Origin of the sequence: Streptomyces sp. SID5643, from assembly GCF_009872555.1 — a bacterium.
GTDB classification, from domain to species: Bacteria; Actinomycetota; Actinomycetes; order Streptomycetales; family Streptomycetaceae; genus Streptomyces; species Streptomyces iakyrus.
Genome location: NZ_WWIC01000286.1, coordinates 45,312 through 71,673 on the forward strand (window position 1 = coordinate 45,312; position 26,362 = coordinate 71,673).

Genomic DNA, 26,362 nt, shown 5'->3' on the forward strand with positions numbered 1-26,362 from the left:
TCATGTGGGGCTGATCGCTCAGTTCCCCGCGCCCCTGATTCCGGTGCCGCCCCCGCCCCTGTGAGACTGTGCTCCATGAGTGAGTCCGCCGCCCCGCCCAAGACCGTTCTTCTCCGCCGTGGAGAGGTCCACAGCCCCGCCGACCCCTTCGCCACCGCGATGGTCGTGGAGCGGGGGCAGATCGCCTGGGTGGGGTCCGAAGGGGCCGCAGACGCCTTCGCTGACGGGGTCGACGAGGTCGTCGATCTCGATGGGGCGCTGGTCACTCCGGCGTTCACGGACGCGCATGTGCACACCACCGCCACGGGGCTCGCCCTCACCGGGCTCGATCTGTCCGGCGCCCCCTCTCTCGAAGCCGCCCTCGCCCTCGTACGGGACTTCGCCGCCGCGCGTCCGGGCGACCGCGTCCTGCTCGGGCACGGGTGGGACGCCGCCCGCTGGCCCGGAGGCCGGCCCCCGACGCGGGCCGAACTCGACGAGGTCACCGGACACCGGCCTCTCTACCTCAGCCGGATCGACGTCCACTCGGCGGTCGTGAGCTCCGCCCTGCTCGACCAGGTTCCCGATGTCGCCCGTGCGGACGGTCCGCTCACCGCGGACGCCCATCACGCCGTGCGGCGCGCGGCGTTCGCCGCCGTGACGCCGCAACAGCGCACGGAGGCGCAACGCGCCGCCCTCGCGCACGCCGTCTCCCTCGGGATCGGCACGGTCCACGAGTGCGCCGGGCCCGAGATCTCCTCCGAGGACGACTTCACCGGCTTGCTGCGCCTCGCGGGGGAAGAGCCCGGACCGCGGGTCGTCGGCTACTGGGCCGAGCAGGATGTCGCCAAGGCGCGGGAGCTGGGCGCGGCCGGCGCCGCGGGGGATCTGTTCGTCGACGGTGCCCTCGGCTCGCACACGGCCTGTCTGCACCAGCCGTACGACGACGCCGGGCACACCGGCATCGCCCACCTGGACGCCGCCGCGGTCGCGGCGCACGTCGTGGCGTGCACGGAGGCGGGTCTTCAGGCGGGTTTCCACGCCATCGGCGACGCCGCCGTGGACGCCGTGGTGGAGGGCGTGCGCGCTGCCGCCGACAAGCTCGGGCTCGGCCGGATCCGGGCCGCCCGGCACCGCGTCGAGCACGCCGAGATGCTCACCCCGGAGAGTGTCGCCGCCTTCGCCGAACTCGGCCTCACCGCTTCCGTGCAGCCCGCGTTCGACGCCCTGTGGGGCGGCGAGGGGGGCATGTACGCGCAGCGGCTCGGGAAGGAGCGGGCTCGGGCCCTGAACCCCTTCGCGGCCCTGCTGCGCGCCGGTGTCCCGCTCGCGTTCGGCTCCGACAGCCCGGTCACCCCGCTCGACCCGTGGGGCACGGTCCGGGCCGCCGCCTTCCACCGCACGCCGGAGCACCGCGTCTCCGTGCGCGCCGCGTTCACGGCGCACACGCGCGGCGGCTGGCGGGCCGTCGGACGGGACGACGCGGGCGTGCTGGTCCCCGGCGCCCCCGCCGACTACGCCGTCTGGCGCACCGGTGAACTCGTCGTCCAGGCCCCGGACGACCGTGTCGCCCGCTGGTCCACGGACCCCCGCTCCGGCACCCCGGGACTGCCCGACCTCACCCCGGGCCGCGACCTGCCCGTCTGTCTGCGCACCGTCGTGGGCGGTCGCACGGTCTTCGTAGGGCCGGGCGAGTGATCTACGGGGGTGGCGGGCATGAAGTCGTGCGCCGCACCCCCGGCGCGCGACCTGCGCATCCTCGGCCCTGACCAGGGCATTGCCACAAGACGTGCAGGTCGGACGGCTGTTGACAGGCGGCCGCAGGAGGCCGGTAGGTTCGTCCGAGTCCACCACCGGACGCCCGACCGGGAACGTCCGAGCACTCGCCGCGGCGCCGCCGGGTCAGGGACGGTGTGCCGCACCGGGGCACCGCCACTGGGAGCCAGGCTCAGGCCGGCGCAGCGCCGAGGGAACGTTCCGGCCGGTCGGGGAGGTGTGACCCGGGTGGGGCCCGGGCGCTCAGTAGACAACGGCTCTCGGTCGATCCGCAGCCGGCGGATCCCAGGCCGGCCCGAAGGGCGCCGGGCCCCCATCCGCCGTACGCGCACATTGGGAGGCGCGCCCCTACCCGCGTCGTGCGGATTCGACACCACGATTCGAACGCCCTGTCATGTCATCGCAGGCCGGGCCCACTATGGTGGACCCCTGCGTATGAAGATGAAGGGGCAGCAGTGAACGACGGCGACGGAACCCTCCCGGCAGAAGCCCAGGTGAGGAAGTTCGGCCCGCTCGGTACGGCCTTGGTGATCATCCCGACCTACAACGAGGCGGAGAACATCAAGAGCATCGTCGGCCGGGTACGCAAGGCCGTCCCCGAGGCGCACGTGCTCGTGGCCGACGACAACAGCCCGGACGGCACGGGCAAGCTGGCCGACGAAGCGGCCGTCGAGGACGACCACGTCCACGTGCTGCACCGCAAGGGCAAGGAGGGTCTGGGCGCCGCCTACCTCGCGGGCTTCCACTGGGGCCTGGAGCGCGACTACGGCGTGCTGGTCGAGATGGACGCCGACGGCTCCCACCAGCCCGAGGAACTGCCCCGTCTGCTCACCGCCCTCAAGAGCGCCGACCTGGTGCTGGGCTCGCGCTGGGTGCCGGGCGGCCGGGTGGTGAACTGGCCGAAGTCCCGTGAGGTGATCTCCCGGGGCGGCAGCCTCTACTCCAGGCTGGCGCTCGACCTGCCGCTGCGCGACATCACCGGCGGCTACCGCGCCTTCCGCCGCGAGACCCTGGAGGGCCTCGGCCTCGACGAGGTCGCCTCGCAGGGGTACTGCTTCCAGGTCGACCTCGCCCGCCGCGCGGTCCGGGCCGGCTACCACGTGGTCGAAGTGCCCATCACCTTCGTCGAGCGCGAACTCGGCGACTCCAAGATGAGCCGCGACATCCTCGTGGAGGCGCTGTGGCGCGTCACGGCCTGGGGCGTGGGGGAGCGGGTCGGCAAGGTCACGGGGCGCGGCGGCAAGCCCTCCAAGCCGTAGTCGCGCACTCCGTCCGGGGCAACCGCTCACAGGAAGGGCTGATGGTGGCCTTATCCCGTGCTGAGCCGGGGCCAGGCACACTGGAGGCATGACGACTGGCGCTCAGACCCCGCTGCCCCCTGCCCGGCCCCGGCGCTCCCGGCTGCGTACGTTCCTGCCGCTGGGTGTCGCCGCGTGGTTCGTGCTGGAGATCTGGCTGCTCACGCTGGTCGCGGGGGCGACCAGCGGGCTGGTGGTCTTCCTCGTCCTGCTGGCGGGGCTCGTCCTCGGCTCGGTCGTCATCAAGCGGGCCGGCCGGCGGGCCTTCCGCAAGCTCTCCGAGGCGCTGCAACAGCAGCAGAGCGGTGTGATGCCCGACGCGGCCCGCCCGGGCAGCGAGGGCAACGGCCTGATGATGCTGGGCGGCCTGCTCCTGATCATCCCCGGCCTGGCGTCGGACGCGGTGGGCCTGCTCCTGCTGCTGCCGCCGGTCCAGAAGGCGGTGAGCCGCTCGGCGGAGCGCACCTTCGAGCGCAAGCTCAGGGAGGCCCGCCCGGGCACCCTGGGCGGCGCCTTCCAGCAGGCCCGGATGCACCAGCCCGACGGCAAGGTCGTCCGGGGCGAGGTCATCAGGGACGAACCCCGGGACGCGCCGCAACCGCCCCGCCCGCCGCTGACGCACTGAGCCCCGCCCGGGCGCACACACCCGGGCACCGGACGCCCGGGCGTACACACCCGGGCACCGGACGCCCGGGCGTACACACCCGGGCACCGGACACGTCGCTGCCCGGGCACCGGACACTCGGCAGCCCGTGCAACGAACACGCGGAAGACCGCGGGCGCCGTACTACTCGTACGGCGCCCGCGGTCTTCTGATGCGCTTTACTTCGGCCAGGCCCTCGCGGACTATGCCGACTTGCGGCTGTCGCGGGGATGAACAGCGATGTTCATCGCACCGGATCGCAGTACCGCCAGGCGCTCCTCGAGGACCTCTTCGAGTTCCTCGCGGGTGCGCCGCTCCATCAGCATGTCCCAATGGGTACGCGCGGGCTTGGCCTTCTTTTCTTCCGGGCCGTCGCCGTCCACCAGGAGTGCCTGGGCCCCGCAGACCTTGCACTCCCACTCCGGCGGGATCTCCGCCTCGACCGAGAAGGGCATCTCGAAGCGGTGCCCTTTCTCGCATGCGTACTCCACGGCCTGGCGCGGGGCCAGGTCGATGCCGCGGTCCGTCTCGTAGCTGGTCACCACGAGGCGCGTGCCGCGAAGAGCTCGCTCACTCATGAATCGTGCCTCCCGGGCTTGTCGCCCACAGGACAGGTGTCGCTGTCGTCGTCATCCGGTCAACGTCCGGTCGGCGGTAAAGATTCCCGTTCCGAGTCCCGTTCCGGGTCGTGCGTCGCCGTCGTAGCCGCCCTTGTTGTACCCACCAGCGCCCGGTTTGTCACATCTGATAGCAGATATAACCCAGCGTTTCGGCATCTTTGACGCGCAGTAACGGTCCGCCTGGCAGGCCAAACGCGTACACTACAGCCCTTTCGCTCCGAGTGCTAAATCCTGTCTGGAACCGGATTCCCTGCTTCGCCGATCGCACGCCGCACCGGCACCCGCGCGAGTAGGACGAACCCGAGAACGAAGAAGGCCACCAGCGAGATGATCGCGTCCCGGTAGCTCCCGGTCAGCTGGTAGGTGACCCCGAACAGCAGCGGCCCGAGCCAGCTCATGCCGCGGTCGCTCATCTCGTACGCCGAGAAGTATTCGGCCTCCTTGCCCGGCGGGATCAGATGGGAGAACAGCGAGCGGGACAGCGCCTGGCTGCCGCCCAGGACCAGGCCGATCCCGGCGGCCAGGACGAAGAACCACACCGGCGCCCCGGCCGGCAGGAAGTACCCGGCCGCCAGCGTCACCGTCCACGCGACGAGCGAACCGAGGATCGTGCGCTTGGCCCCGTAGACCCGGGCCAGCCGGCCCATGGTCAGCGCGCCCGCCACCGCCAGTACCTGCACCAGCAGCACGGCACCGATGAGGGTGGACTGCCCGAGGCCGAGCTCCTCGGAGCCGTAGACGGAGGCCTGGGAGATCACCGTCTGGATGCCGTCGTTGTAGACGAGGTAAGCGAGCAGGAAGGCCAGCGTCAGCCGGTGGCGGCGCATGTCGCGGACCGTCGCCGCGAGCTGCTTGAAGCCCGGCAGGGCCGCCTCCCGCCCCGCCGCCCGGCGATCGCGCAGCCGCCGCAGCGGGATGAGGGCGAACGCGCCCCACCACAGGCCCGCCGAGGCCAGACAGATGCGGACCGCCGTGCTCTCGGAGAGGCCGAAACCCTCGTGCCCCGTGTAGAGGACCAGGTTCGCGACGAGGACCAGTGAACCCGCCGCGTAACCGAAGGCCCAGCCGCGGGAGGAGACGGCGTCCCGCTGCTCGGGCGGGGCGATCTGCGGCAGATAGGAGTTGTAGAGCATCATCGCCACGGACTGCGCGGCGTTCGCGATGATCAGGAGGGCCCCGCCCAGCAGGTAGCGGTCGCCGTCCAGGAAGAACATGGCCGCCGTGGCCGTGGCACCGGTGTAGGCGGCGGCCGCGAGCAGGGGCTTCTTGCGGCCCGTGCGGTCGGCGGCGGCGCCCACCAGCGGCATCACCAGCACGGCCACGACCACCGACAGGGACACCGAATAGGCGAAGAAGGAGCCGGCCCGCACCGGGATGCCGAGGGGGTGGACGTACCCGTCGGCGTCCGCGGCCGACTTGGCGACCGAGGTCAGATAGGGGCCGAGGAACACGGTCAGCACGCTCGTCGAGTAGACGGAGCAGGCCCAGTCGTAGAAGTACCAGCCGCGCTGCTCGCGCCTCAGCTCCGCCGATCCGTCGGCCGGCGGTGTCCGCACGGTGCCGTTGCCCACCCGTGCCCTCGCTTTCCCCGTGAACGCGCAGAGGGGTCGGACGTGGGCCTCAGGCCCAGACGCCGCGGTCCTCCATGACCTCGCGCAACGTGTCGATGTGATCGGTCATGATGCCATCCACGCCCAGGTCGAGAAGCCGGTGCATGCTCTCGCCGTCGTTGACGGTCCAGACGTGCACCTGGAGCCCGCGTACATGGGCGGCGTGCAGGAAGCGCCGGTCCACGACCTGGATGCCGGACTGGACCTCGGGGACCTGGGCGGCCACCGCAGAGTGGCGGACCGCGGCCGGCAGCCCCAAGGAGCGCAGCCGCAGGCCCAGCACACCGCGTGTGCCGTACGACGTGGCCAGGCGGGGGCCGGCCAGTCGCTGGGCGCGGACCACCCGTGCCTCGGAGAACGAGCCGAGGCAGATCCGGTCCCAGGAGTCCGTCCGGCCGACCAGGTCGAGGAAGGGCAGCAGGGCGGCCTCCGCCTTGACGTCCACGTTCCAGCGCACGCCGGGGAAGGTCTCCAGGAGCTCCTCGAAGAGGGGCAGCGGTTCCCCGCCCGCCACGCGCGCCTGCCGTACCTCCTGCCACGGCAGGTCGGCGATCCGGCCCGCGCCGTCCGTCATCCGGTCCAGGGTCGCGTCGTGGAAGGCGACGAGCCGTCCGTCCCGGGTGGTGTGCACGTCGGTCTCGATGTACCGGTAACCGGCCTCGACCGCGCACCGGAACTGCCGCACGGTGTTCTCCAGGCCGTCCGCCGCTCCGCCCCGGTGGGCGAAGGCGATCGGGCCGGGATGGTCGAGGTAGGGATGGCGTATCCGCGGGGTCACGGACGCAGTATCGCCCCTCGGGGTTGACCGGTGGCAACGGTGGTGCTGACGCCGGATGCCGCAGGGACGGCGAACACACGCAGGAACGTCTGCGTGAGGGGGCCGATCGTCAGGGCGTACAGCAGGGTGCCCGTCCCGACGGTGCCGCCGAGGGCGAAGCCGGTCGCGACCACGGTGAGCTCGATGCCCGTGCGCACCAGCCGGATCGAGACGCCGGTGAGCCGGTGCAGTCCGGTCATGAGGCCGTCGCGGGGGCCCGGTCCGAAGCGGGCCGCGATGTACAGGCCGGTCGCCGCGCCGTTCAGGACGATCCCCGCCAGCATCAGCGTGACGCGCGGCAGGAGGCCGTGCGCCTCGGGCACCAGGACCAGGACCCCGTCCATCACCATGCCGATGACCAGCACGTTGGAGATCGTGCCCAGCCCGGGCCGCTGGCGCAGCGGGATCCACACGAGCAGCACCGCTGCGCCCATGAGGGTCAGGACGACACCGATCGACAGGCCGGTCCGCTCGGACAGCCCCTGGTGCAGCACGTTCCACGGCTCCAGGCCGAGCCCCGACCGGACGAGCAGTGCCGAACTGGCGCCGTACAGCGCGAGACCGCTGTAGAGCTGGACGAGTCGCCGGGTGAGCCGATCCCGCGTGAACATGATGCGCCCCCTGTATGGCGGTGGTGGACTGCTGCATGACACCCTGTGGCTTGGATGGAGAGGCCATCCATGGCCAATCCGGGGAAGGTGGACTGATTTCGATGGCGGAGTGGACTTCGGCCGTGGGTGCGGCGCAGCTTGCCCGGCTCCTCAGCTCCCAGCAGGACCGCCCGGCGGGCCCCGGCACGCGCCGGCCGCCGGCCTACCGTGCCCTCGCCGACGGCATCCGGCTGCTGGTCCTCGAAGGGAGGGTCCCGGTGGCAGCCCGGCTGCCCGCCGAACGGGAACTCGCCCTCTCCCTGTCCGTCAGTCGCACGACGGTCGCCGCCGCGTACGAGGCGCTGCGCAGCGAGGGGTTCCTGGAGTCCCGGCGCGGAGCCGGCAGCTGGACCGCGGTCCCGGCCGGGAACCCGCTGCCCGCGCGCGGTCTCGAGCCTCTGCCTCCGGAGGCACTCGGCTCGCTGATCGACCTCGGCTGCGCCGCCCTTCCCGCTCCTGAACCCTGGCTCACCCGGGCCGTCCAGGGCGCGCTGGAGGAACTGCCCCCCTACGCGCACACGCACGGCGACTACCCCGCCGGGCTGCCCGCGCTGCGGGCGATGATCGCCGAGCGGTACACCGCGCGCGGGATTCCGACCATGCCCGAGCAGATCATGGTGACGACCGGGGCGATGGGCGCGATCGACGCCATCTGCCACCTGTTCGCGGGACGGGGTGAGCGCGTCGCCGTCGAGTCGCCCTCGTACGCCAACATCCTCCAGCTGATGCGCGAGGCCGGGGCCCGGCTGGTGCCCGTGGCCATGGCCGAGGGGCTCACCGGGTGGGACATGGACCGCTGGCGGCAGGTCCTGCGGGACGCCGCGCCCCGCATCGCGTACGTCGTGGCCGACTTCCACAATCCGACCGGGGCGCTCGCCGACGAGGACCAGCGGCGGCGGCTGGTGGACGCCGCACGGTCCGCGGGGACGGTGCTGATCGCGGACGAGACGATGAGCGAGCTGTGGCTCGACGCGGAGGTGCGGATGCCGCGACCGGTGTGCGCGTTCGATCCCGCCGGGTCGACGGTGATCACGGTGGGGTCGGCCAGCAAGGCGTTCTGGGCCGGGATGCGGATCGGATGGGTGCGGGCCGCGCCGGACGTGATCCGCAGCCTGGTCGCCGCCCGGGCCTACGCCGATCTGGGCACGCCGGTGCTGGAGCAGCTGGCGGTCAACTGGCTCTTCGGTACCGAGGGCTGGGAGCAGGCCGTCCAGGTGCGCCGTGAGCAGGCGCGGTCGAACCGGGACGAGCTGGTGGCCGCGGTGCGGCGGGAGCTGCCCGGCTGGGAGTTCGAGGTGCCCCAAGGCGGATTGACGCTGTGGGTGCGCACGGGCGGCCTGTCCGGGTCACGGCTCGCCGAGGCGGGGGAGCGCGTGGGCGTGCGGGTGCCGTCCGGACCGCGGTTCGGGGTGGACGGGGCCTTCGAGGGGTACGTGCGGCTGCCGTTCACCGTGGGCGGCGCGGTGGCCGAGGAGGCCGCCGTGCGGCTGGCCGCTGCGGCGGCGCTGGTGGAGAGCGGTGCGGTGGGGAACGCGGAGGCGCCGCGTACGTTCGTGGCGTAGCGCCGGACGGGTGTGACCGCCGGGGGGCGAAAGCCGGAGCCCCGGCTATGTCTCCTTGGTCAGGACGGGCACCGCCGCCGGAGTCGCTTCCGGCGTCTTCGGGGCTCCGTGCTCCGGCTCCGGTTCCTGCGCCGCCGGAACCGGCTCCAGCTCCGGTTCCTGCGCCGCCGGAACCGGCTCCGGTACGTCTTCCGAAGGGTCCTGCCCAGGGATCGTCTCGCCGTCCGCCGGGGCCGTGCGCGGCGGCAGAAGGCTGAGGACCGCCTCGCAGAGCGCGTCGGGGGTCGCGTCGTCGTAGGGGTTCGGGGTGGCCGGAACCTGGAGGCGGTGGACCGGCCCCGAGCCGAGGCGGGCGTAGCCCCGGCCGGGCGGAAGCTCGTCGATCGGGGTGGTGTGCGGGGGCGCGCCCAGAACCGACTCCAGTTGCTCCGCCGTCGCCGGGCCCAGGACCACACGGGCGCGGGTGTGCTGGCGCACCGGGTCGATCAGGGCGTCCATGCTGTCCAGCTGGTCGGCCACGACCACCGTCACGTTCGCCGGGCGGCCGTGCCGGAGGGGGACCTGGAGGAGGGACTGCGGATCCTTGCGGCCCTCCGTCGCGGCCAGGTGGGTGAAGGCCGTCGGACGGTCGAGGAGGATCCACAGCGGGCGCTTGGTGTCGTCCGGCGGCGGATCGCCGGCCTGGTGGGCCCGGTTGGCGGCGATGAGGCGGCGCTCCGTCTCGGTCGCCGCCCACTCCAGGCTGGCGGTGACCCCGGCGAGCCCCGCCTCGACCGCCAGGACGCCGTCCCGGCCGGTCAGGCAGGCGTACTCGCCGGTGCCGCCGCCGTCGATGATCACCACGTCGCCGTGGAGCAGAGCCTGGAGGGCGATGGACCGCAGCAGGGTGGAGGTGCCGCTGCCGGGCTGGCCGAGGGCCAGCAGGTGCGGCTCGGTGGAGCGCAGGCCCGTGCGCCAGATGACCGGCGGTACGTCCCGCTGCCGTTCCCCGTGGGTGAGGGGGAGCGTGCGCTGGACCCGGGTGGGGTCGGTGAAGCCGAGCACCGTCTCGCCGGGGGTGGTGACGAAACGCTGGGCTGCGATGTCGACGGGCAGCGGCAGGAGTACGCCCACCGTCAACTGGTTGCCCTCCTCGTCCCACGTGAAGTGGTATTCGCGGCCCCGGCCGGACTTGGCCGCGAGGAGGTGCTCGATCCGGGCGCGGGCCTCGGGCTCGCCGTCGGTGAAGTACGCCGGGTAGCGGATCACCAGCTGCGAGATCCGGCCGCCGCCGTCGAAGGCGTAGGTGGGGAAGGCCTTGTCCCAGGCGCCGCCGTGGGAGTACAGCGGCTCGGGGTCCTCGGCGGCGGAGAAGTACGGCACGAGCGCCTCGTACAGCGACTTCAGCCGCTGGGTCTGCGACTCGTCGGGCCCGTCGGACGCCGAGGGGGAGCGGTCCCGGCCCTGCCAGGCAGCCGCCGCCATCAGGGTGATGGCGGCGAGCAGAGGTCCGTACGGCACCAGTGCCACGACCAGGACCACGGAGGCCGCCAGGAACAGCAGCGCCCCCCGTCGCTCCTTGGGCGTCTCGGTCCATCTGCGCCGTCCGGCCGCTGCCAGCCGGCGCAGACCCCGCGCGATCGTGATCAGCGGGTGGAGGACGTCGGTGGCGCTGTCGGCGGCCGTCCGGGCCAGCTCCCGGCTCCGGGCGAGCTGCGCGCTGCCGTTGCTCAGAATGCGGGGGAGGGGGCGCCGGGCCACTACTGCCTCCAGTGAGTGCGTACGGGCGGGATGCGTACGGGGGAGCGGGGGCGTCAGAACTTGATGCCGCCGAGGAGGCTCGCCAGGCTCTCGCCGCCCGCCTTGATGCTCGGGGCGATGGCCGTACTCGCCAGATAGAAGCCGAACAGCATGGCGACCACTGCGTGCGACGCCTTCAGCCCGTCCTTGCGGAAGAAGATGAAGACGACGATGCCGAGCAGGACCACACCTGAGATGGAGAGGATCATTTGAGTTCTCCTGGTTCGCGGGGACAGTCACCATGAGTACTTCCAGGCTCACAGCATGTATCCATACGATAAAAGGTGCAACTGGGTGAAATTCGGACGATTTCCCCCGAGTGGCGGAGTGGTCCCGGGCCCGGTGGAGCCGGGCGGTTGCGCTTGTCCGGGTCTGTGCTGATCTTTACCTCGGGCACATCGGGTCATGTGCCGCACGAGCCAGTACCCTGGCGATTCACCCGTACGGCTGCGTCCCTCGCAGGCGTACGCACCGAGGCGATGCGCAGTGGAGAGGCGGTCCGGCCGATGACCGAAGTCCCCGACCCCGAGGTCGTGGAGCTGGCGACCAAGATCTTCGATCTGGCCCGGCGGGGACAGACCGAGGCACTCGTGGCGTACGTCGACGCGGGTGTTCCGGCCAACCTCACCAACGACCGCGGCGACTCGCTCGTGATGCTCGCCGCCTACCACGGCCACGCCGACGCGGTGCGTGCGCTGCTGGAGCGCGGCGCCGAGGCCGACCGGGTGAACGACCGAGGCCAGACCCCGCTCGCCGGTGCGGTCTTCAAGGGTGAGACGGACGTGATCAAGGCCCTTCTGGAAGCCGGCGCCGACCCGTCGATCGGGACGCCGTCGGCCGTCGACACCGCCCGGATGTTCGGGCGGACGCAATTGCTCGAACTGTTCGGCGAGCACTGAACCGACAGGTCTGACCAGCACAGACACGGAAAACGGGGGAGGCGGTACAGGGCCGCCGAAATTTCGGTCGCGGCGGACGAGAGTGCCGAGTCATCATGACGACGTGGTTCACGGACGTGATGGTTGGGCAGGTGTTGCCGCACCGCGCGGGCCGTGACGCGGTCCGCAAGGGCCACCGACGAGAGGCAGAGGAAGATGGTCTACAGCAAGCAGGAAACGGCGGGCACTCCGACGTGTTGTCGCGCGGCCAGGTAGTACACGTCCCCGGTTGCGTCGACGCTTGATGTGAGGCTGTTTCCCATGTTCGATCCGGTCATAGCGCCCAGCGGTACGCTGCTCGGCCTGCTTCAGCGGGGCCGCGGCGACGGCACGCTGCACGCGCTCACCGCCCCGCGCCCCGAGGCGCTGGCGGCGTTGAACCACTGTGTGCTGCGCGATCCCCGCCACGACTGGCAGGTGGAGAACCGCTCCCTCTACTACGCCCGCCTCTACCTCGACCTGAACGGCGAGCTGGACGAGGTCGAGGCCCATCTCTTCTGTGCCGAGGACGTCCTCGACACCGACGAGTCCCGTACCGGACTCGCCCTCGCCGTCCTCGGGCACCTCGCCTCCTACGGCAGGGGGGACGCGCTGGAACTGCTGCGCAGGTACGCCGCCCACGGGTCCAACTGGGCCTGGGCCCTCGACGAACTCGCCCTCAGGGACGACGACGCGGGCCTGCGCGCCCTCGCCGCACCCGTCCTCGCCCGGTTCCCCGCCGATCCGGAGGGCGATGCCGAGCTGGCCGCCACCGTCCGGGACGCCTTCGAGCCCCGGCCGTGGCGCCTGTGGGCCGAGGATCCCCGCGCATCCGTCGCCGCACGCGTGCGTGCCGCCCACGAGACGGGCTCCTTCGACCGCTGGCAGCGGCAGATGCGGCCCTCCGGACCCCGCCCGGGGTGGAGCGTGCAGGCCGTCTTCGAGTGGGCCCAGCAGGGCATCGACCGCGGTGCCGCCCTCCATGTGCCGGCCGCCCGCTGCCTCACCGCCGTCGCGGGCCCCGAGGACCGGGCCGAGATCGTCCGGGCGGCGCAGGACGGCACCGACGGAGCCCGGTGCACGGCCCTGAGGTACCTCGCCGACGGCAACGATCCCGAGGCCCTCGATCTCATCGAGGGCGCGGTCGGCACCGGCTCGACGCTCGTCGTGGACGCGGCCGTCGACGCCTTCGAACGCATGCGCTCACTGGCCGCCGTGGACCGCGCACGCGGCTGGGCCCCGCGACCCGACGCGCTGGGCGCCGCCGCCGGACGCGTCCTCGCCTGCCGGGGCGGGGTGCAGGACCGCGACCTGGTCCTCGCCGCGCTACGTGAGGCCGTGAGGGGCGAAGGCCCCGACGCCCAGACCCTGTGGACCCTCGTGGACGGTAGCGGACGGCTCGGCATCGCCTGCGCCGCCCCGGTACTGCGCCACGTCTACCGCGAGACCGCCTCCTCCCACCTGCGCGGCCGCGCCGCCCGGGCCCTGGCAGTCACCGACCCCTCCTTCGCCACCGGCTTCGCCGTCGAGTGCCTGTGGGACTGCGAGGAGACCACCCGGGAGATCGCCGCCCGGCACGCCGAGACCGGAGACACCCGCGTCGTCGAGCGACTGCGGCGGCTCGCCGCCGACCCGGCCGAGGAGGACGAGGTGCAGACGGCCGTGCGCAGCCGGATCGGACCCGAGGAGACCGCTGTGTGACCCCCCTCCGGCGGGGAGGGCGGGGCAGATGCACGCCTCCGGGGTGAACACGGGATGACTCGCGGGTCAGGAGGGCATGGACGCCGCCTGACCTGCGCGGGTGCGCCTCAGAACGCTCATAGGACGTTCCTCGGCCGGAAAGATCCACGTTGACGCGGCCACGTCCGGCACGGCGACAACAGCGGTATGCGTGTCGTCATCGTGACCGAATCCTTTCCCCCCGATGTGAACGGCGTTGCCCACTGCGCGCTCCAGACCGCCCGGCACCTCGTCGATCGCGGTCACACCCCCGTCGTCGTCGCCCCGGCCCCCGCGCCCGGCAACAAGCCCGACGCCTGCGCGCCGTGCCCCGTCGTCCACGTCCCCTCCCTCCCGCTCCCCGGATACCCCCAGGTGCGCGTCGCCCTCCCCAGCCGCCGCCTGGCCGCCACCCTCGTCGAGCACCGTGCCGATGTCGTCCACCTCGCCAGCCCCTTCGTCCTCGGCGTGCGCGGCATGGCCGTCGCCGCGCGCCTCGGCATCCCGGCGGTCGCCGTCTACCAGACCGACCTGGCCGGATACGCACGCACCTACATGGGCGCCGGGGAGGCCGCCGCCTGGCGGCGCATCCGCTCCGTGCACGGTGCCTGCGACCTCACCCTCGCCCCGTCCAACGCCGCCCTGCGCGACCTGGAGACCCACGGCGTGCCGCGCGTCGAGCTGTGGCCGCGAGGGGTGGACACCGAGCGCTTCCGGCCCGACCGGCGTGACGAGACCCTGCGGCGGGAACTCGCCCCGAACGGCGAGGTGATCGTCGGCTACGTCGGTCGGCTCGCCCCCGAGAAGCAGGTCGAACTCCTCTCCGGGGCCTGCGGCCTGGAGGGCGTCCGAGTCGTGATCGTCGGCGACGGACCCAGCCGGCCCGGTCTGGAACAGGCGCTGCCGGGTGCCGTCTTCCTCGGCCGGCGCACCGGCGACGACCTCGCCCGGGTCTTCGCCTCGTTCGACGTCTTCGCCCACACGGGCCCGTTCGAGACGTTCTGCCAGACGGTCCAGGAGGCCATGGCCAGCGGCCTGCCGGTGGTGGCGCCCGCCGCGGGCGGACCGCTCGACCTGGTCGCGCACGGGCGCACCGGCCTGCTGGTGCCGCCGCGCGACGCGAGCGCCGTCCGCGACGCGGTGCGGTCCCTGGCCGCCGATGCGGGGCTGCGGGCCGCCTTCGGCGCCGCCGGGCGCGCCACGGTCGAGGGCCGCACCTGGGCGGCCGTCGGGGACCAGCTGATCGGGCACTACGCCAAGGTGCTCGCCGGGCGCCGGACGGCGGTGGCGGCATGAGCGGCCCCCGCTCCGGCGGCAGCAACCAGGCGCTGCGGATCGTCCGGCTCGCCAACTTCGTCGCCCCCTCCTCCGGCGGCCTGCGCACCGCGCTGCATGAACTCGGCAAGGGCTTCAAGGCAGCGGGACACGAACCCGTCCTCGTGATCCCCGGCGAGCGCATGAGCGACCGCGAGACCGAGCAGGGGAGGGTGATCACCCTCCCCGGGCCGCTGCTGCCCGGCACCGGCGGCTACCGCGTCCTCGCCGGCAAGCGGCGGGTGGCCCGGCTCCTGGAGGAACTCGCCCCCGACCGGCTGGAGGTGTCCGACCGGACGACTCTGCGCTGGACCGGCACGTGGGCGCGCCGCGCCCGGATCCCGGCCGTGATGGTCTCCCACGAGACGGCCGACGGGGTGCTGCGCACCTGGGGTGTGCCCGAGGAGGCCGCCCGGCGCGCCGCCGACGCCCTCAACGTCCGAACGGCCCACACCTACGCGCGCGTGGTGTGCACCACCGAGTTCGCCGAGCGGGAGTTCGTGCGGATCGGGGCCCGCAACGTCGTCCGGGCCCCACTCGGCGTCGATCTGGTGCAGCGTCACCCGGAACTGCGCGACCCGGAGCTGCGGGCGCGGCACGCGCGCGTGGACGAGACGCTGCTCGTGATGTGCTCGCGGCTGTCCGTGGAGAAGCGGCCCGGAACGGCGCTGGACGCCCTCCGGGCGCTGCGGCGGCGCGGCCGCCGGGCCGTGCTGGTGGTGGCCGGGGACGGACCGCTGCGAGCCGGCCTCGAACGGCGGGCGCGCGAGAACGGCCTGCCGGTCACCTTCCTCGGGCACGTCTCCGACCGCGGGCTGCTGGGCGCGCTCCAGGCGTCCGCCGACGTGGCACTGGCCCCGGGGCCGGCCGAGACCTTCGGGCTCGCCGCGCTGGAGGCCATGGCCTGCGGCACGCCCGTGGTCGCGAGCGCCTCGTCGGCGCTGTCGGAGGTGATCGGCGCCGCCGGTGCCGTCGCGGCGGACCAGGGGGAGGCGTTCGCGGACGCCGTGGACGCGCTGCTGGAACGCCGGGAGACGGACCGGCGCGAGGCGGCACGGGCGCGTGCGGAGTGCTTCGGGTGGAACACGGCGGTCGACGCGTTCCTCGCCGCGCACGACGCGGCCGTCCCCGTGCGTCCGGTTCGGCCGTTCGTGCCCGGGGGCGCGGCATGAGACCCCCGGGGCCCGGCCCGTTCGGGCCGCCGCGGTTCGTGGCCCTCGGGGACTCGCTCACCGAGGGCGTGGGGGACCCCGTCGGAGGCGGGGCGTGGCGCGGCTGGGCCGCGCTGCTCGCCGACGGGCTCTCCGAGGAGCCGGCCGCGTTCACCAACCTTGCGGTGAGCGGCTCTCAGACCCGGGACGTGCTGGAGCGGCAGCTGCCCGCCGCGCTGGACCTGCGGCCCGGCCTCGTGTCCGTGGTGGTCGGCGTCAACGACACCCTGCGCTGCACGTTCGACATCCAGGCCGTGGCCGCCCGGCTCGACCGGGTGTACGCGGCCTGTACGGAGCAGGGCGCCGTCCTGCTCACCGCGTGCCTGCCCGACCCGGGCAGGATGCTCGGTCTGCCGGCCGCCCTCGCCGATCCACTGGCCCGGCGGCAGCGGGCCGTGAACACGGTGGTGCACGCCCTCTCCGAGCGGTACGGGGCGCTGCACCTGCACGCCTGCGAGGGCGACTGGACCTCGGACCGTGCCCTGTGGAGCGCGGACCGGCTGCACCCGGGGGAACGCGGGCACCGGCAACTCGCCCTGCGCTTCCACGCGCTGCTCGCGGAGCACGGCCTCGCGACGGGGCCCGCTCCTTCGGCGGAACCGGAGTTCCCCGCCCCGGCGAAGGCGGCGAGCCTGTGGTGGCTGGCCACGGCCGGCACCGGCTGGGTGGCACGCCGGTGCACCGACCTGCTGCCCCAGCTCCTGACCCTGGCCGCCGACGAACTCCGGCACCGCGCCCGCGGCACGAGCGCCCGGCTCGACCTGCGCGCCTCGGCCGCGGTGTCCGCCGCGCTCGCCGCCCTGTCGGTGGCGGAACGGGCGGACGCGGCCTAGGACATGCCGTTCGGCTCAGGTCGCGGGGCATCGACAGTGCCTCCTCGACGCCAAATGAGCGAGGCCTGGGGGGTGTCCGCGAAGCCGCAGGGCAGGCGGGACTTGCGGACACCCCCTAGCGGCGGCGTACGGCCACGAAGCGGACCGGTGTGCCCGGGGCCGCTTGGGCCGCGGGCGGGAGGTCGGCCGCGCGGACCACGGCGATCACCGGGTAGCCCCCGGTGGTCGGGTGGTCGGCCAGGAACACCACCGGCCTGCCGTCCGGCGGGACCTGCACGGCGCCCAGCACCATGCCCTCACTGGCGAGTTCACCCGGCCGGGCCCGCTCCAGAGCGGGCCCCTCCGTGCGCAGTCCGATGCGGTTGCTCGCGGAGGACACCCGGTAGGGCCGGGAAACGAACGCCCGTAGGGCCTCGGGTGTGAACCAGCCGTCGCGCGGGCCGAGCGTCACCCGCAGCACCAGCTCGGCCGGTGGCGCCGGCTGCGGGGCGACGTCCACGCGCGCGTGCACGCCGGCCGGCCGGCCCAGGGGCAGCACCGTCCCGTCCACGAGCGGGGGCGGGCCAAGACCCGACAGCAGGTCCGTCGACCGGCTGCCGAGCACCGGCTCGACCGCGATCCCCCCGGAGATCCCCACGTAGGCGCGCAGGCCCGACACAGCGCGGCCGACGTCCATCAGCGCACCGGCGGGCACGCGCACCGGCGCGCCCCAGGCGGCGGGACGTCCGTCCACCATGACCCGGCAGGGCGCACCCGTGACCGCCACGGTGACGTCCGACCGGGGGCGTACGGCACAGCCGTCGAGGGTCGTCTCCAGCACGGCCGTCTCGGGCGGATTGCCGACGAGCCGGTTGGCGAGGCCGGCCGCGGGCCGGTCCAGCGCCCCGGAGCGGGGGACGCCGAGATGGGCGTGCCCGGGGCGGCCCGCGTCCTGCACGGTGGTGAGGGCCCCGGCCCGGACGACGGCGAGGGCGCGGTCCGTCATGACCCCGCCTCGGGGACGAACCGCACCGGTGTGCCCGGTGACAGCAGAGCGGCCGGCACGCGCGCGTGGTCCCACAGCACGGCGTCCGTCGTGCCGATGAGCTGCCAGCCGCCGGGCGAGGAGCGCGGGTACACGCCGGTGTACGGGCCCGCGAGGGCGACCGACCCGGCCGGGACGCCCGTACGCGGAGTGGCCCGGCGCGGGACGTCGTAGCGCGGCGGCAGCCCCGTGAGGTAGCCGAAGCCGGGTGCGAAGCCGCAGAAGGCCACCCGGAACTCGGTGTCGCCGTGGATACGGGCGACCTCCCCCACCGGCACGCCCCAGTGCGCGGCGACCTCGGCCAGGTCCGGGCCGTCGTAGCGGACCGGGATCTCCACCACGTCACGCGCGCGCGGGGGAGCGGCCGGCAGGTCGGCGGCGGTCAGTTCGGCGGCCAGCCGGGCGGGGGCGTCGAGGCCGTCGAGGAGGACCGTGCGGGCCGCGGGCACGATCTCGCGAACCGAGAGCGTTCCCTCCGCGCGGCGCCGCAGCAGCTCCGCGTGCAGGGCCTGGGCCTCGTCGCCCGAGGAGACCTCGACGAGCAGGGCGTCCTCGCCGACGGGCAGGACCTTCATGCGAAGGCCTCCACCCGGACCCCCGACGCCTCCAGCCGCTCCCGCACCCGGCGCGCCAGCTCCACCGCGCCCGGGGTGTCGCCGTGCAGGCACAGGGAACGCGCGCGTACCCCGATGCGCGTGCCCGTTCGGGAGACGACCTCTCCCGAACGGGCCAGGCCCAGGGAGCGCTCCACGACGGCCTCCGGGTCGGTGACCACGGCGCCCTCCAGCGTGCGCGGCACCAGGGCGCCCGCGTCGGTGTAGGCCCGGTCCGCGAACGCCTCGGTGACGACCGGCAGTCCGGCCTTCCCGGCCAGCTCCAGCAGGCGCGAGCCGGGGAGCCCGAGGACGGGCAGCGCGGCGTCCGCGAGGAGCACGCCGTCGACGACCGCGGCGGCCTGCTCCTCGTCGTGCACGACCCGGTTGTAGAGCGCGCCGTGCGGTTTCACGTAGGCCACGCCGGCACCCGCCGCGCGTGCGAAGACCTCCAAGGCGCCGATCTGGTAGGCGACTTCGGCCGCCAGCTCGGCGGGCGGCACGTCCATCGCGCGCCGCCCGAACCCGGCCAGGTCCCGGTAGGACACCTGGGCGCCGATGCGGACCCCGCGCTCGGCTGCCAGCTCGCACACCCGGCGCATGGTGACCGCGTCCCCGGCGTGGAAGCCGCAAGCCACGTTGGCGCTGGTGACGACGGACAGCAGCCGTTCGTCGTCGGTGAGCCGCCAGCGGCCGAAGCCCTCGCCGAGGTCGGCGTTGAGGTCGATCGAGGTCATGTGCCGTGTCTCCTGTCAGGCCACGCGGTACTGCTCGTCGCGGGCGTCGGTGAGGAACATCTGCCCCGGGGCGTGCGTGAGGGCGAACGGCGGACGCGAGGCCATCACGGCCGCCTGCGGGGTCACCCCGCAGGCCCAGAAGACCGGGATGTCGTCCGGCTCGGCGTCCACCGGGTCCCCGAAGTCGGGGCGGCCGAGGTCGTCGATGCCGAGGCCCGCGGGATCGCCGCAGTGCACGGGGCTTCCGTGCACCGCCGGCATGAGACTGCTCTCCCGGATCGCCGCCGCCAGCTGCCGGGGCGGTACCGGCCGCATCGACACCACCAGCGGGCCGTGCAACCGCCCCGCCGGACGGCACTGCCGGCTCGTCACGTACATCGGCACGTTCCGGCCCTGCTCGACGTGGCGCATCGGCACGCCCGCCTCGCCCAGCGCCCACTCGAAGGTGAAGCTGCACCCGACGAGGAACGACACCAGGTCGTCCCGCCAGTACGCGCGCACGTCCGTCGGTTCGTCGACCGGCTCGCCGTCCCGCCACACGCGATAGCGCGGCAGGTCGGTGCGCAGGTCCGCGCCGTCGGCGAGCACGGTGGTCCAGGAGCCGGCCTCCGTGACGTCGAGGACCGGGCAGGGCTTGGGGTTGCGCTGGCAGAACAGCAGCATGTCGTAGGCCCAGTCGGCGGGCACCGAGATCAGGTTGACCTGGGTGTGGCCCGCCGCGACCCCGGCCGTGGGGCCGCTCAGGCCCGCCCGGAAGCGGGAGCGGGCCGTTTCGGGGCTCCACGCGCGCGCGTGCTCGTCGACGAGGAGCAGGGGGCGGTCCTCGGTACTCGTGCGGTTCACGACAGCTCCTTTCCGCGCGTCTCCGGCAGCCCCAGCAGCGCGAGCGCCGCGATGCCGTAGCCGATCGCACCGAAGACCAGCGCGCCGCCGACGCCCCAGCTGTCGGCCAGGAACCCGACCGTCGTCGGGAACACGGCACCCACCGCACGGCCGGTGTTGTACGTGAAGCCCTGCCCCGTCCCGCGCACCGCTGTCGGGTACAGCTCGCTCAGGTAGGACCCGAAGCCGCTGAAGATCGCCGACATGCAGAACCCGAGCGGGAAACCGAGCACCAGGAGCAGGGTGTTGGCGCCGCTCGGGATGTTCGCGTACGCCAGGATGCAGAGCGCGGAGAGCAGGGCGAAGAGCCAGATGTTGCGCCGCCGGCCCAGCTTGTCGGTGAGGTAGCCGCCGGTCAGGTAGCCGATGAAGGCGCCCGAGATGAGGAACGTCAGATAGCCGCCGGTGCCGACGACCGACAGGTCGCGCTCGGACTTCAGATACGTCGGCACCCAGGTGGCCAGTGTGTAATAGCCGCCCTGGACACCGGTCGACAGCAGCCCGGCGAAGATCGTGACCCGGAGCAGGCCGGGCTTGAAGATGGCCTTGAAGGAGCCCTTCTCCGCGCTCTGTTCACGCGCCGCGGCCGCCTCGGGGGCGTCGTGCACGCTGCGCCGCAGCCAGATGACGAGCAGCGCGGGCAGGGCCCCGGTCCAGAACATGATGCGCCAGGCCAGGTCGTCGCCGGCCAGCGAGAAGATGACGGTGTAGGCGATCACGGCCATGCCCCAGCCCACCGCCCAGGAGCTTTGGATCGCGCCGAGCGTCCGGCCCCGGTGCTTGGCGCTCGCGTACTCGGCGACCAGGATCGCGCCGACCGCCCACTCGCCGCCGAAACCGAGGCCCTGGAGGGCGCGGAAGACCAGCAGCGTCTCGTAGTTGGGCGCGAAACCGCAGGCGACGGTGAACACCGCGTAGGTGATCACCGTGACCATCAGTGCCTTCACCCGGCCGACACGGTCCGCCAGGACGCCCGCGAGGGCGCCACCGACCGCGGAGACCACCAGGGTGACCGTCGTGAAGAGGCCCGTCTGGCCGCTGTTGAGACCGAAGTAGGCGGACAGCGCGACCATGCTCAGCGGCAGCGTGAAGTAGTCGTACGAGTCCAGGGCATAGCCGCCGAAGGCGCCGGCGAAGGCGCGGCGGCCGCGCGGGCCCAGTGCGCGCAGCCAGCCGAACGCCCCGTCGTCCGAGGTGCGTTCACTGGTCGCGGGGCGTGTGTCGTCGGTCAGGGCCTGTGGTGGAGGGGTCGTGCTCATGGGCACCTCGCAGAGGGAGGACGGAGGGTGCTTGTGGGTGAGCCGTGCCGTGCGGAAGCGGTCGGCGCCGCGGTGGGGGAGCGACGCCGTGCGTAGCACCGTAGAGGATTGTTCAACGATCCCTCAATACCCATGTTGGTTCGTTCTTGGGATCTGCGATTGAATTCCGGCATGGCAGAGCAGCTGAAGGACCTCGCCGACGACCGGGCTCTCCTGGGGCGCACCAGCACCGCGGAGCGGGTGTCGGACATCCTCAGGAGCCGGATCGCCGAGGGCTACTTCCCTCCCGGCACCCGCCTGTCGGAGGACAGCATCGGCGGCGCCCTCGGCGTCTCCCGCAACACGCTGCGCGAGGCGTTCCGGCTGCTCACGCACGAGCGTCTGCTCGTCCACGAGCTGAACCGGGGAGTCTTCGTCCGGGTCCTGACCGTGGAGGACGTCGAGGACATCTACCGCACCCGGCGGCTCGTCGAGTGCGCCGTCGTACGCGGTCTGGGCGAGCCCCCGTACGGCCTCGACGGACTCGCCGGCGCCGTGGTGGAGGGGCGCCGGGCGGCTCGGGAAGGTGACTGGAAGGGTGTGGGTACGGCCAACATCCACTTCCACCGGGAACTGGTCGCCCTCGCCGCGAGCGAGCGCACCGCCGAGCTGATGCGCAGCGTCTTCGCCGAACTGCGGCTGGCCTTCCATGTGGTGGACGAGCCGCAGCGCCTGCACGAGCCGTACATCGCACGAAATGTCGCGATTCTGGAGGCTCTTCAGGCGGGGGACCGGGAAAGGGCCGAGAACCTGCTCGCCGGGTACCTCGACGACTCGCTGGAGCGCGTGGTCGAGGTGTACCGGCGGCGGGTCGGCGAGGACGGCTGAAGGCGCCCCCAGCCGCCCGGCGCGGAGGGCGTACCGCGTCGTTTGGGTGGTTGTCAGACCCAGGACCTAGTCTGTGCACCGTGACTTCGCCTGCATCGACGGACAGCGTTCCGCCCCAGCTCAGCGCGGGGCCGCGCCCCGCCCCGGGGCCGGCCGCCGACGAGGGCCTGGCGCGGCGGCTGCGCGCGCTCGCCTGCACCGCGCCGCTGCACGACCTGGACGCCCGCAAGGCCAACCTGGCCGGCGAGTACTCGGTGTACGGCATGGCGGAGGTCGCCCTCGCCGCCATCGACCTGGTCACCCTGAACATGGACTTCGACACGGGCGCGGATCACGACCAGATCGTCGCCCGCCTCATCCCGCGCATCGCCGCCCAGGCCGCCCAGCGGCCCGCCGCCGAGCACGAGCGGGTCGCCCGCTGGGTCCTGGAGAACCTGATCAACGTCGGCAGCGTCGACCGCGGCTTCCGCGCCGTGTACGGCACGTTCGGCGCCGACGGCACCTATGTGCGCCGCGACTACGACTTCAAGCTGATCGAGGAGGTCCCCGGCCCCGGCGGCACCGTCTACCTCCGCACGACGGACGAGGCGGTCAACGTCCTCGTCGGCGCCCTGGACACGGACGTCACCAGCGCGCAGATCGCCGCCGAGGTCAAGCTGGAGGTGCTGATCAGCCGCGGCCGGCTCGCCGACGCCCAGCTCGCGGCCGAACAGGCCCGCTACCGCACCGTCCAGTACTCGGAGACCCTGCGCCGCGCCCTGGACGCGACCCGGCGCAACGTGCGCGCGGTGGACTGGCTGAGCACCGTGCCCGACATGATCGCCGAGGCGCTGGAGCACGTCGCCGACCGTTACCGCCACGAGAACGCGATCCTCACCAACATCCGCAAGGCGCGTGACGAATCCGAGGACCCCGAGCAGAAGCGCCGCGCCGCCGAGCTCGTCGACATCGTCAAGGACTGCATCCGGCGGCACACACAGCTGCAGTCCCGGCTGCTGGAAGCCGGACCCCTGTTCCGCGCCGAGCAGGACCGGCAGGCCTTCGCCACCCCGATGACAACCTCGGGAACGGACCTGTACGGGCACCTCCTCTCGCCCGTGCTGCCCCTGCCGCTGGAACAGGCCGTCCGCGTCACCGACGCCTTCTTCGGCCGCGGCACCGGGCTGCGCACGCCGGTGTCCGTGCGGGTCGGCGACCTGGTCGACATACTGCTGACGCCGCCGGCGGAGCGGGACCACCTGGGTGCGGAGATGCCGGAGCCCGACCTGATCGCCACGCCGGACGACAGCCGGTTCAGCGAGGAGCAGATGGCCGCGGCGCAGGAGCTGCTCGACCTGCCCCCCGACGCGCCGCGCCGGTTGTCGGGGCTCCTCGCCGAGGCCCGGATGCAGGATCCCGAGCTGCCCTACCTGGTGGCCCTGCTTGCGGTGCACGCTGCCAGCCCGCCGGTGGGTACGGCCTATCGCCAGGGCGAGCAGAGGCTGCTGTTCGCCGTGGACGACGGGACCGAGCTCGACGACCCGGAGTTCGGCGGGGCGGACCTGATCGTCGGCACCGCACTGCTGGACGCGGCGGGGATGGCGGCGGACCGGACGGAAGCAGCATGAGTCAGCACGAGTGGCACAAGGAGTCCCGACCGTGAGCGAGCATGTCGAGTGGAGCGAGCCGGACGGACCGGCCCTCGCGGCCGGCGCCGCCGTCACTCCCGCCGACGCCGCCGACGCGGCGCGGCTCGTGTCCTTCGGCCTGCAGCCCAAGCTGCAGCCCGCCCGGGACCAGGAGTACGCCGACCTGCTGCGGCGCTACCGCGAGGACCCGCCGTTCGCGCGGCTCGCGGACGCCGTGGCGACCGGTCTGGGGCTGATCGTCCTGGAGGTGTCCCCGCGGGCGGGCATGGCCGTGACCGCCGCGGAGGACTCGGTGTTCGCCGTCCGCATGGGCGACTACGCGCGTCGTACGTCCGCCGACGGCGGCGACCGGTTCCTGCACGGCCTCGCCCATCTCGCCGTCGCCGCCATGGCGTTCCCGCGCCCCGAGGACCTCGCCGACGACGGCTACATCGGCCGCGTCACGGTCAACGGCGTCGACGCCTTCGTGCGCCAGGCCTGCCGCCGGCTGGAGGAGCGCGCCGAGGAACAGGGCGAGAACACCGACCCGGCGACCGACGCACCCGGTCTGGAGGCCGCCTGGCGGATCTGGGTGCGGCGCAGCGCCACCGGCGCCACCAAGGACGCGCGCCGACTCGCCGGTTCGACCACCGGCATCGTCGCCAAGGCCGTCGCGTTCCTCACCGACTCCGGCTTCCTCCAGCGCACCGGCGACGACCACGGCGGCACGTACCGCACGACCGCCCGCTACCAGCTCCAGGTCCGCGACCTGGCCGGCAGCGCCGCCCTGGCCGAGCTGCTGGAGCTGGGCGTCGTCCCGGTCACCGACGGCACACCGACGCTGCTGCCCCCCGAGGAGGGCGACGACCTGGAGCTGGTCGCCGACGCCGGGCTGCCGTTCCACTCCTCCTGAACTCCCCCCACCTGACGAAGACTTACGAGAGTCCGCCATGTACGAGCTGTCCCGGGTCCGCCTCTACTCGATCGGGCCCGCCGGTGCGCGCTACGCCGACACCGTGCTTGACCTGCGCGGTGTGGGCGAGATCGTGCCCGACCCCGCCCCCACGCAGGCGGAGTTCTTCGAAGAGGAGCCGGCCGGTCCGCCGCGCCGCCCCGCCCCCGCGGGCGTGCTCTTCCTGGAGAACGGCGGCGGCAAGTCGGTGCTGCTCAAGCTGATCTTCTCCGTGATGCTGCCGGGCCACCGCAACACCCTCGGCGGCGCCAGCTCCGGCGTGCTGCGCAAGTTCCTGCTCGCCGACGACTGCGGGCACGTCGCGCTGGAGTGGCAGCACGTGCTGACCGGTGAGTGCGTCGTCGTCGGCAAGGTCAGCGAGTGGCGCGGGCGGCAGGTCTCCAACGACCCGCGGAAGTTCGCCGAGGCCTGGTACTCCTTCCGCCCCGGGCCCGGACTGAGCCTCGACAACCTCCCCGTGGCGGAGGCCACCGCCGTACGGGCCCCGGTCGAGGGCCAGTCCAGCGCGCGCGGGCGGCGCCGCACGATGAAGGGCTTCCGGGACGCCCTGACGGAGGCGGGCAAGACGTACCCGCACCTGGAGGTGCACTGGGAGGAGATCCACGACCGCTGGATCGAGCACCTCGGCGACCTCGGCCTCGACCCCGAACTCTTCCGCTACCAGCGCGAGATGAACGCCGACGAAGGCGAGGCCGCCGGTCTCTTCGCGGTCAAGAAGGACGCCGACTTCACCGATCTGCTGCTGCGGGCCGTCACCGACACCCGCGACACCGACGGGCTCGCCGACCTGGTCAGCGGTTTCGGCAACAAGCTGGGCCGCCGCGCCGAACTGATGGCCGAACGCGACTTCACCGCCGGGTCCGTCGACCTTCTCGGACGCATCGTGGAGGCCGCCGAGGCCCGCTCCCGCGCACGTGACATCCACGCCGGCGCCGAGCGCCGCACCCGGACCCTGGCCCGCCGGCTCTCCGCGCGCGGTGTCCGGGAGCGCGTCCGGGCCGCCGACCTGGCCCAGCGCGTCACCGCCGCCGCCTACGCCGTCACCCACGCCGAGGCGGCCCGCGAGCGCAGCGCGCTGATCTCCGCCGAACTCGCCTACCGGCACGCCTCGCTCGCGCTCGCCGGGGCCGAGAAGTCCGCCGCCGCGCAGAAGCGCGAGCTCGCCGACGCCCGCACCCTGTACGCGGCGTGGCAGGCCGCCGAGGCCGTGCTGCGCCACCGCGCCGCCTCCGACCGCGTCACCCGCGTGTCCGCCGCGATCCAGGAGGCCGAGCGGGACGCCGCCCCGGCGCTGGCCGCCCGCTCCAAGGCCGCCGTCGACCTCGTACGGGCCCTGCACGCGGCCGCGGAGAAGGCGGAGAGCCACGCCAACGAGGAAGAGGAGCGCTCCGCAGCCCTCCAGGAGGTCAGCGACGCGGCCTACCGCGACTCCACCGCCGCCGCCACGCAGGCGCAGCGCGCCCGCAGCGAGGTCGGACACCTCAAGCAGCGCCTCGCCGAGGTCGAGCAGGAGACCGCCGAGGCGGTGCGGGCCGGCTGGCTCGACGACTCCGCGCCCGACGCCGACCCGGCCCGGGCGGCCCTGGCCGCCAGCGACGCCGAGAAGTCCGCCGTCGCGGCCTGGGACGCGGCCCGCGAGGCGTCCCGCCGCGCCACGGAGCACGCCCGCGAAGCCGCTGCCGGCGAGAGCCG

The 26,362-nt window shown here is 73.5% G+C and carries 23 protein-coding genes and 1 pseudogene; 13 read left to right on the plus strand and 11 right to left on the minus strand.

The genetic code is table 11. The features are described from left to right. The first annotated feature begins 75 nt into the window (after positions 1 to 75). The 3 genes from GTY56_RS31660 to fxsA all read left to right on the plus strand — a co-directional run bounded on the left by GTY56_RS31660 (position 76) and on the right by fxsA (position 3,678). The gene (locus tag GTY56_RS31660) at positions 76 to 1,677 is read left to right on the plus strand and encodes an amidohydrolase (protein ID WP_161368721.1); all 1,602 of its coding nucleotides are present in this window, start codon (positions 76 to 78) and stop codon (positions 1,675 to 1,677) included. A gap of 533 nt (positions 1,678 to 2,210) precedes the next feature. Further along, positions 2,211 to 3,014 carry a glycosyltransferase gene (locus tag GTY56_RS31665; protein ID WP_161368722.1) on the plus strand — a complete coding sequence of 268 codons (804 nt, stop codon included), beginning with the start codon at positions 2,211 to 2,213 and terminating at the stop codon, positions 3,012 to 3,014. 88 nt (positions 3,015 to 3,102) lie between these two features. Further along, a complete protein-coding gene (fxsA, locus tag GTY56_RS31670; RefSeq protein ID WP_161368723.1) occupies positions 3,103 to 3,678 on the plus strand; it encodes an FxsA family membrane protein in 576 nt (191 codons plus the stop codon). 221 nt (positions 3,679 to 3,899) lie between these two features. On the opposite strand, the gene GTY56_RS31675 is transcribed toward fxsA, so the two are convergent. The 4 genes from GTY56_RS31675 to yczE all read right to left on the minus strand — a co-directional run bounded on the left by GTY56_RS31675 (position 3,900) and on the right by yczE (position 7,354). After that, the gene (locus GTY56_RS31675; protein ID WP_003977404.1) at positions 3,900 to 4,274 is read right to left on the minus strand and encodes an RNA polymerase-binding protein RbpA; all 375 of its coding nucleotides are present in this window, start codon (positions 4,272 to 4,274) and stop codon (positions 3,900 to 3,902) included. Positions 4,275 to 4,540: 266 nt separating this feature from the next. Then, positions 4,541 to 5,887, minus strand: coding sequence for an MFS transporter (locus tag GTY56_RS31680; protein WP_161368724.1), 1,347 nt, complete (start codon positions 5,885 to 5,887; stop codon positions 4,541 to 4,543). 49 nt (positions 5,888 to 5,936) lie between these two features. Further along, positions 5,937 to 6,704, minus strand: coding sequence for a glycerophosphodiester phosphodiesterase family protein (locus GTY56_RS31685; protein ID WP_161368725.1), 768 nt, complete (start codon positions 6,702 to 6,704; stop codon positions 5,937 to 5,939). After that, positions 6,701 to 7,354 (minus strand): membrane protein YczE, encoded by a 654-nt coding sequence (gene yczE, locus GTY56_RS31690; RefSeq protein ID WP_161368726.1) that lies wholly within the window; start codon positions 7,352 to 7,354, stop codon positions 6,701 to 6,703. Before yczE ends, GTY56_RS31685 begins: the two co-directional genes overlap by 4 nt. Before the next feature lie 101 nt (positions 7,355 to 7,455). On the opposite strand from yczE, the gene GTY56_RS31695 reads away from it, so the two are divergent. Beyond that, entirely contained in the window at positions 7,456 to 8,955 is a 1,500-nt protein-coding gene (locus GTY56_RS31695) for an SCO1417 family PLP biosynthesis transcription factor (RefSeq protein WP_161368727.1), read from the plus strand. Positions 8,956 to 9,000: 45 nt separating this feature from the next. Here GTY56_RS31695 and GTY56_RS31700 read toward each other — a convergent pair whose 3' ends face one another. After that, entirely contained in the window at positions 9,001 to 10,695 is a 1,695-nt protein-coding gene (locus tag GTY56_RS31700; RefSeq protein ID WP_346345628.1) for a hypothetical protein, read from the minus strand. Positions 10,696 to 10,748: 53 nt separating this feature from the next. Continuing rightward, positions 10,749 to 10,943, minus strand: coding sequence for a hypothetical protein (locus GTY56_RS31705; RefSeq protein ID WP_030843336.1), 195 nt, complete (start codon positions 10,941 to 10,943; stop codon positions 10,749 to 10,751). Between the two features lie 297 nt (positions 10,944 to 11,240). Here GTY56_RS31705 and GTY56_RS31710 point away from each other — a divergent pair, with 297 nt between their 5' ends. The 5 genes from GTY56_RS31710 to GTY56_RS31730 all read left to right on the plus strand — a co-directional run bounded on the left by GTY56_RS31710 (position 11,241) and on the right by GTY56_RS31730 (position 16,728). Then, positions 11,241 to 11,633 carry an ankyrin repeat domain-containing protein gene (locus GTY56_RS31710; RefSeq protein WP_161368741.1) on the plus strand — a complete coding sequence of 131 codons (393 nt, stop codon included), beginning with the start codon at positions 11,241 to 11,243 and terminating at the stop codon, positions 11,631 to 11,633. 300 nt (positions 11,634 to 11,933) lie between these two features. After that, positions 11,934 to 13,352 carry a HEAT repeat domain-containing protein gene (locus GTY56_RS31715; protein WP_161368728.1) on the plus strand — a complete coding sequence of 473 codons (1,419 nt, stop codon included), beginning with the start codon at positions 11,934 to 11,936 and terminating at the stop codon, positions 13,350 to 13,352. A 186-nt stretch (positions 13,353 to 13,538) separates the two neighbouring features. Beyond that, positions 13,539 to 14,666 (plus strand): glycosyltransferase family 4 protein, encoded by a 1,128-nt coding sequence (locus tag GTY56_RS31720; RefSeq protein ID WP_161368729.1) that lies wholly within the window; start codon positions 13,539 to 13,541, stop codon positions 14,664 to 14,666. Beyond that, complete coding sequence (locus tag GTY56_RS31725; RefSeq protein ID WP_161368730.1) at positions 14,663 to 15,856, plus strand: glycosyltransferase; 1,194 nt, start codon at positions 14,663 to 14,665, stop codon at positions 15,854 to 15,856. The genes GTY56_RS31720 and GTY56_RS31725 overlap by 4 nt, the downstream gene beginning before the upstream one ends. After that, positions 15,853 to 16,728 carry an SGNH/GDSL hydrolase family protein gene (locus GTY56_RS31730; protein WP_161368731.1) on the plus strand — a complete coding sequence of 292 codons (876 nt, stop codon included), beginning with the start codon at positions 15,853 to 15,855 and terminating at the stop codon, positions 16,726 to 16,728. The genes GTY56_RS31725 and GTY56_RS31730 overlap by 4 nt, the downstream gene beginning before the upstream one ends. Positions 16,729 to 16,843: 115 nt before the next feature. Here the strand turns inward: GTY56_RS31730 and GTY56_RS31735 are convergent, their stop codons facing one another. The 5 genes from GTY56_RS31735 to GTY56_RS31755 are packed head-to-tail and all read right to left on the minus strand — an operon-like array spanning position 16,844 to position 21,223. Beyond that, on the minus strand, positions 16,844 to 17,713 hold the full coding sequence (locus GTY56_RS31735) for a 5-oxoprolinase subunit C family protein (protein ID WP_161368732.1): 870 nt from the start codon (positions 17,711 to 17,713) through the stop codon (positions 16,844 to 16,846). Beyond that, complete coding sequence (locus GTY56_RS31740) at positions 17,710 to 18,327, minus strand: 5-oxoprolinase subunit B family protein (protein ID WP_161368733.1); 618 nt, start codon at positions 18,325 to 18,327, stop codon at positions 17,710 to 17,712. Before GTY56_RS31740 ends, GTY56_RS31735 begins: the two co-directional genes overlap by 4 nt. After that, positions 18,324 to 19,082, minus strand: a complete 759-nt coding sequence (locus GTY56_RS31745; RefSeq protein WP_161368734.1) for a LamB/YcsF family protein — start codon at positions 19,080 to 19,082, stop codon at positions 18,324 to 18,326. Before GTY56_RS31745 ends, GTY56_RS31740 begins: the two co-directional genes overlap by 4 nt. Before the next feature lie 15 nt (positions 19,083 to 19,097). Next, positions 19,098 to 19,925 carry a putative hydro-lyase gene (locus tag GTY56_RS31750; RefSeq protein ID WP_161368735.1) on the minus strand — a complete coding sequence of 276 codons (828 nt, stop codon included), beginning with the start codon at positions 19,923 to 19,925 and terminating at the stop codon, positions 19,098 to 19,100. Continuing rightward, entirely contained in the window at positions 19,922 to 21,223 is a 1,302-nt protein-coding gene (locus GTY56_RS31755) for an MFS transporter (protein WP_161368736.1), read from the minus strand. Before GTY56_RS31755 ends, GTY56_RS31750 begins: the two co-directional genes overlap by 4 nt. Before the next feature lie 171 nt (positions 21,224 to 21,394). Here GTY56_RS31755 and GTY56_RS31760 point away from each other — a divergent pair, with 171 nt between their 5' ends. From GTY56_RS31760 to GTY56_RS31775, 4 genes and pseudogenes are all read left to right on the plus strand, one after another. Beyond that, a complete protein-coding gene (locus tag GTY56_RS31760; protein WP_161368737.1) occupies positions 21,395 to 22,090 on the plus strand; it encodes a GntR family transcriptional regulator in 696 nt (231 codons plus the stop codon). A gap of 80 nt (positions 22,091 to 22,170) precedes the next feature. Continuing rightward, positions 22,171 to 23,697 (plus strand): hypothetical protein, encoded by a 1,527-nt coding sequence (locus GTY56_RS31765; RefSeq protein WP_161368738.1) that lies wholly within the window; start codon positions 22,171 to 22,173, stop codon positions 23,695 to 23,697. Between the two features lie 31 nt (positions 23,698 to 23,728). Next, positions 23,729 to 24,610 carry a hypothetical protein gene (locus GTY56_RS31770; protein ID WP_161368739.1) on the plus strand — a complete coding sequence of 294 codons (882 nt, stop codon included), beginning with the start codon at positions 23,729 to 23,731 and terminating at the stop codon, positions 24,608 to 24,610. 37 nt (positions 24,611 to 24,647) lie between these two features. Continuing rightward, positions 24,648 to 26,362 (plus strand): annotated as a pseudogene (locus GTY56_RS31775) (hypothetical protein); the annotation flags it as partial.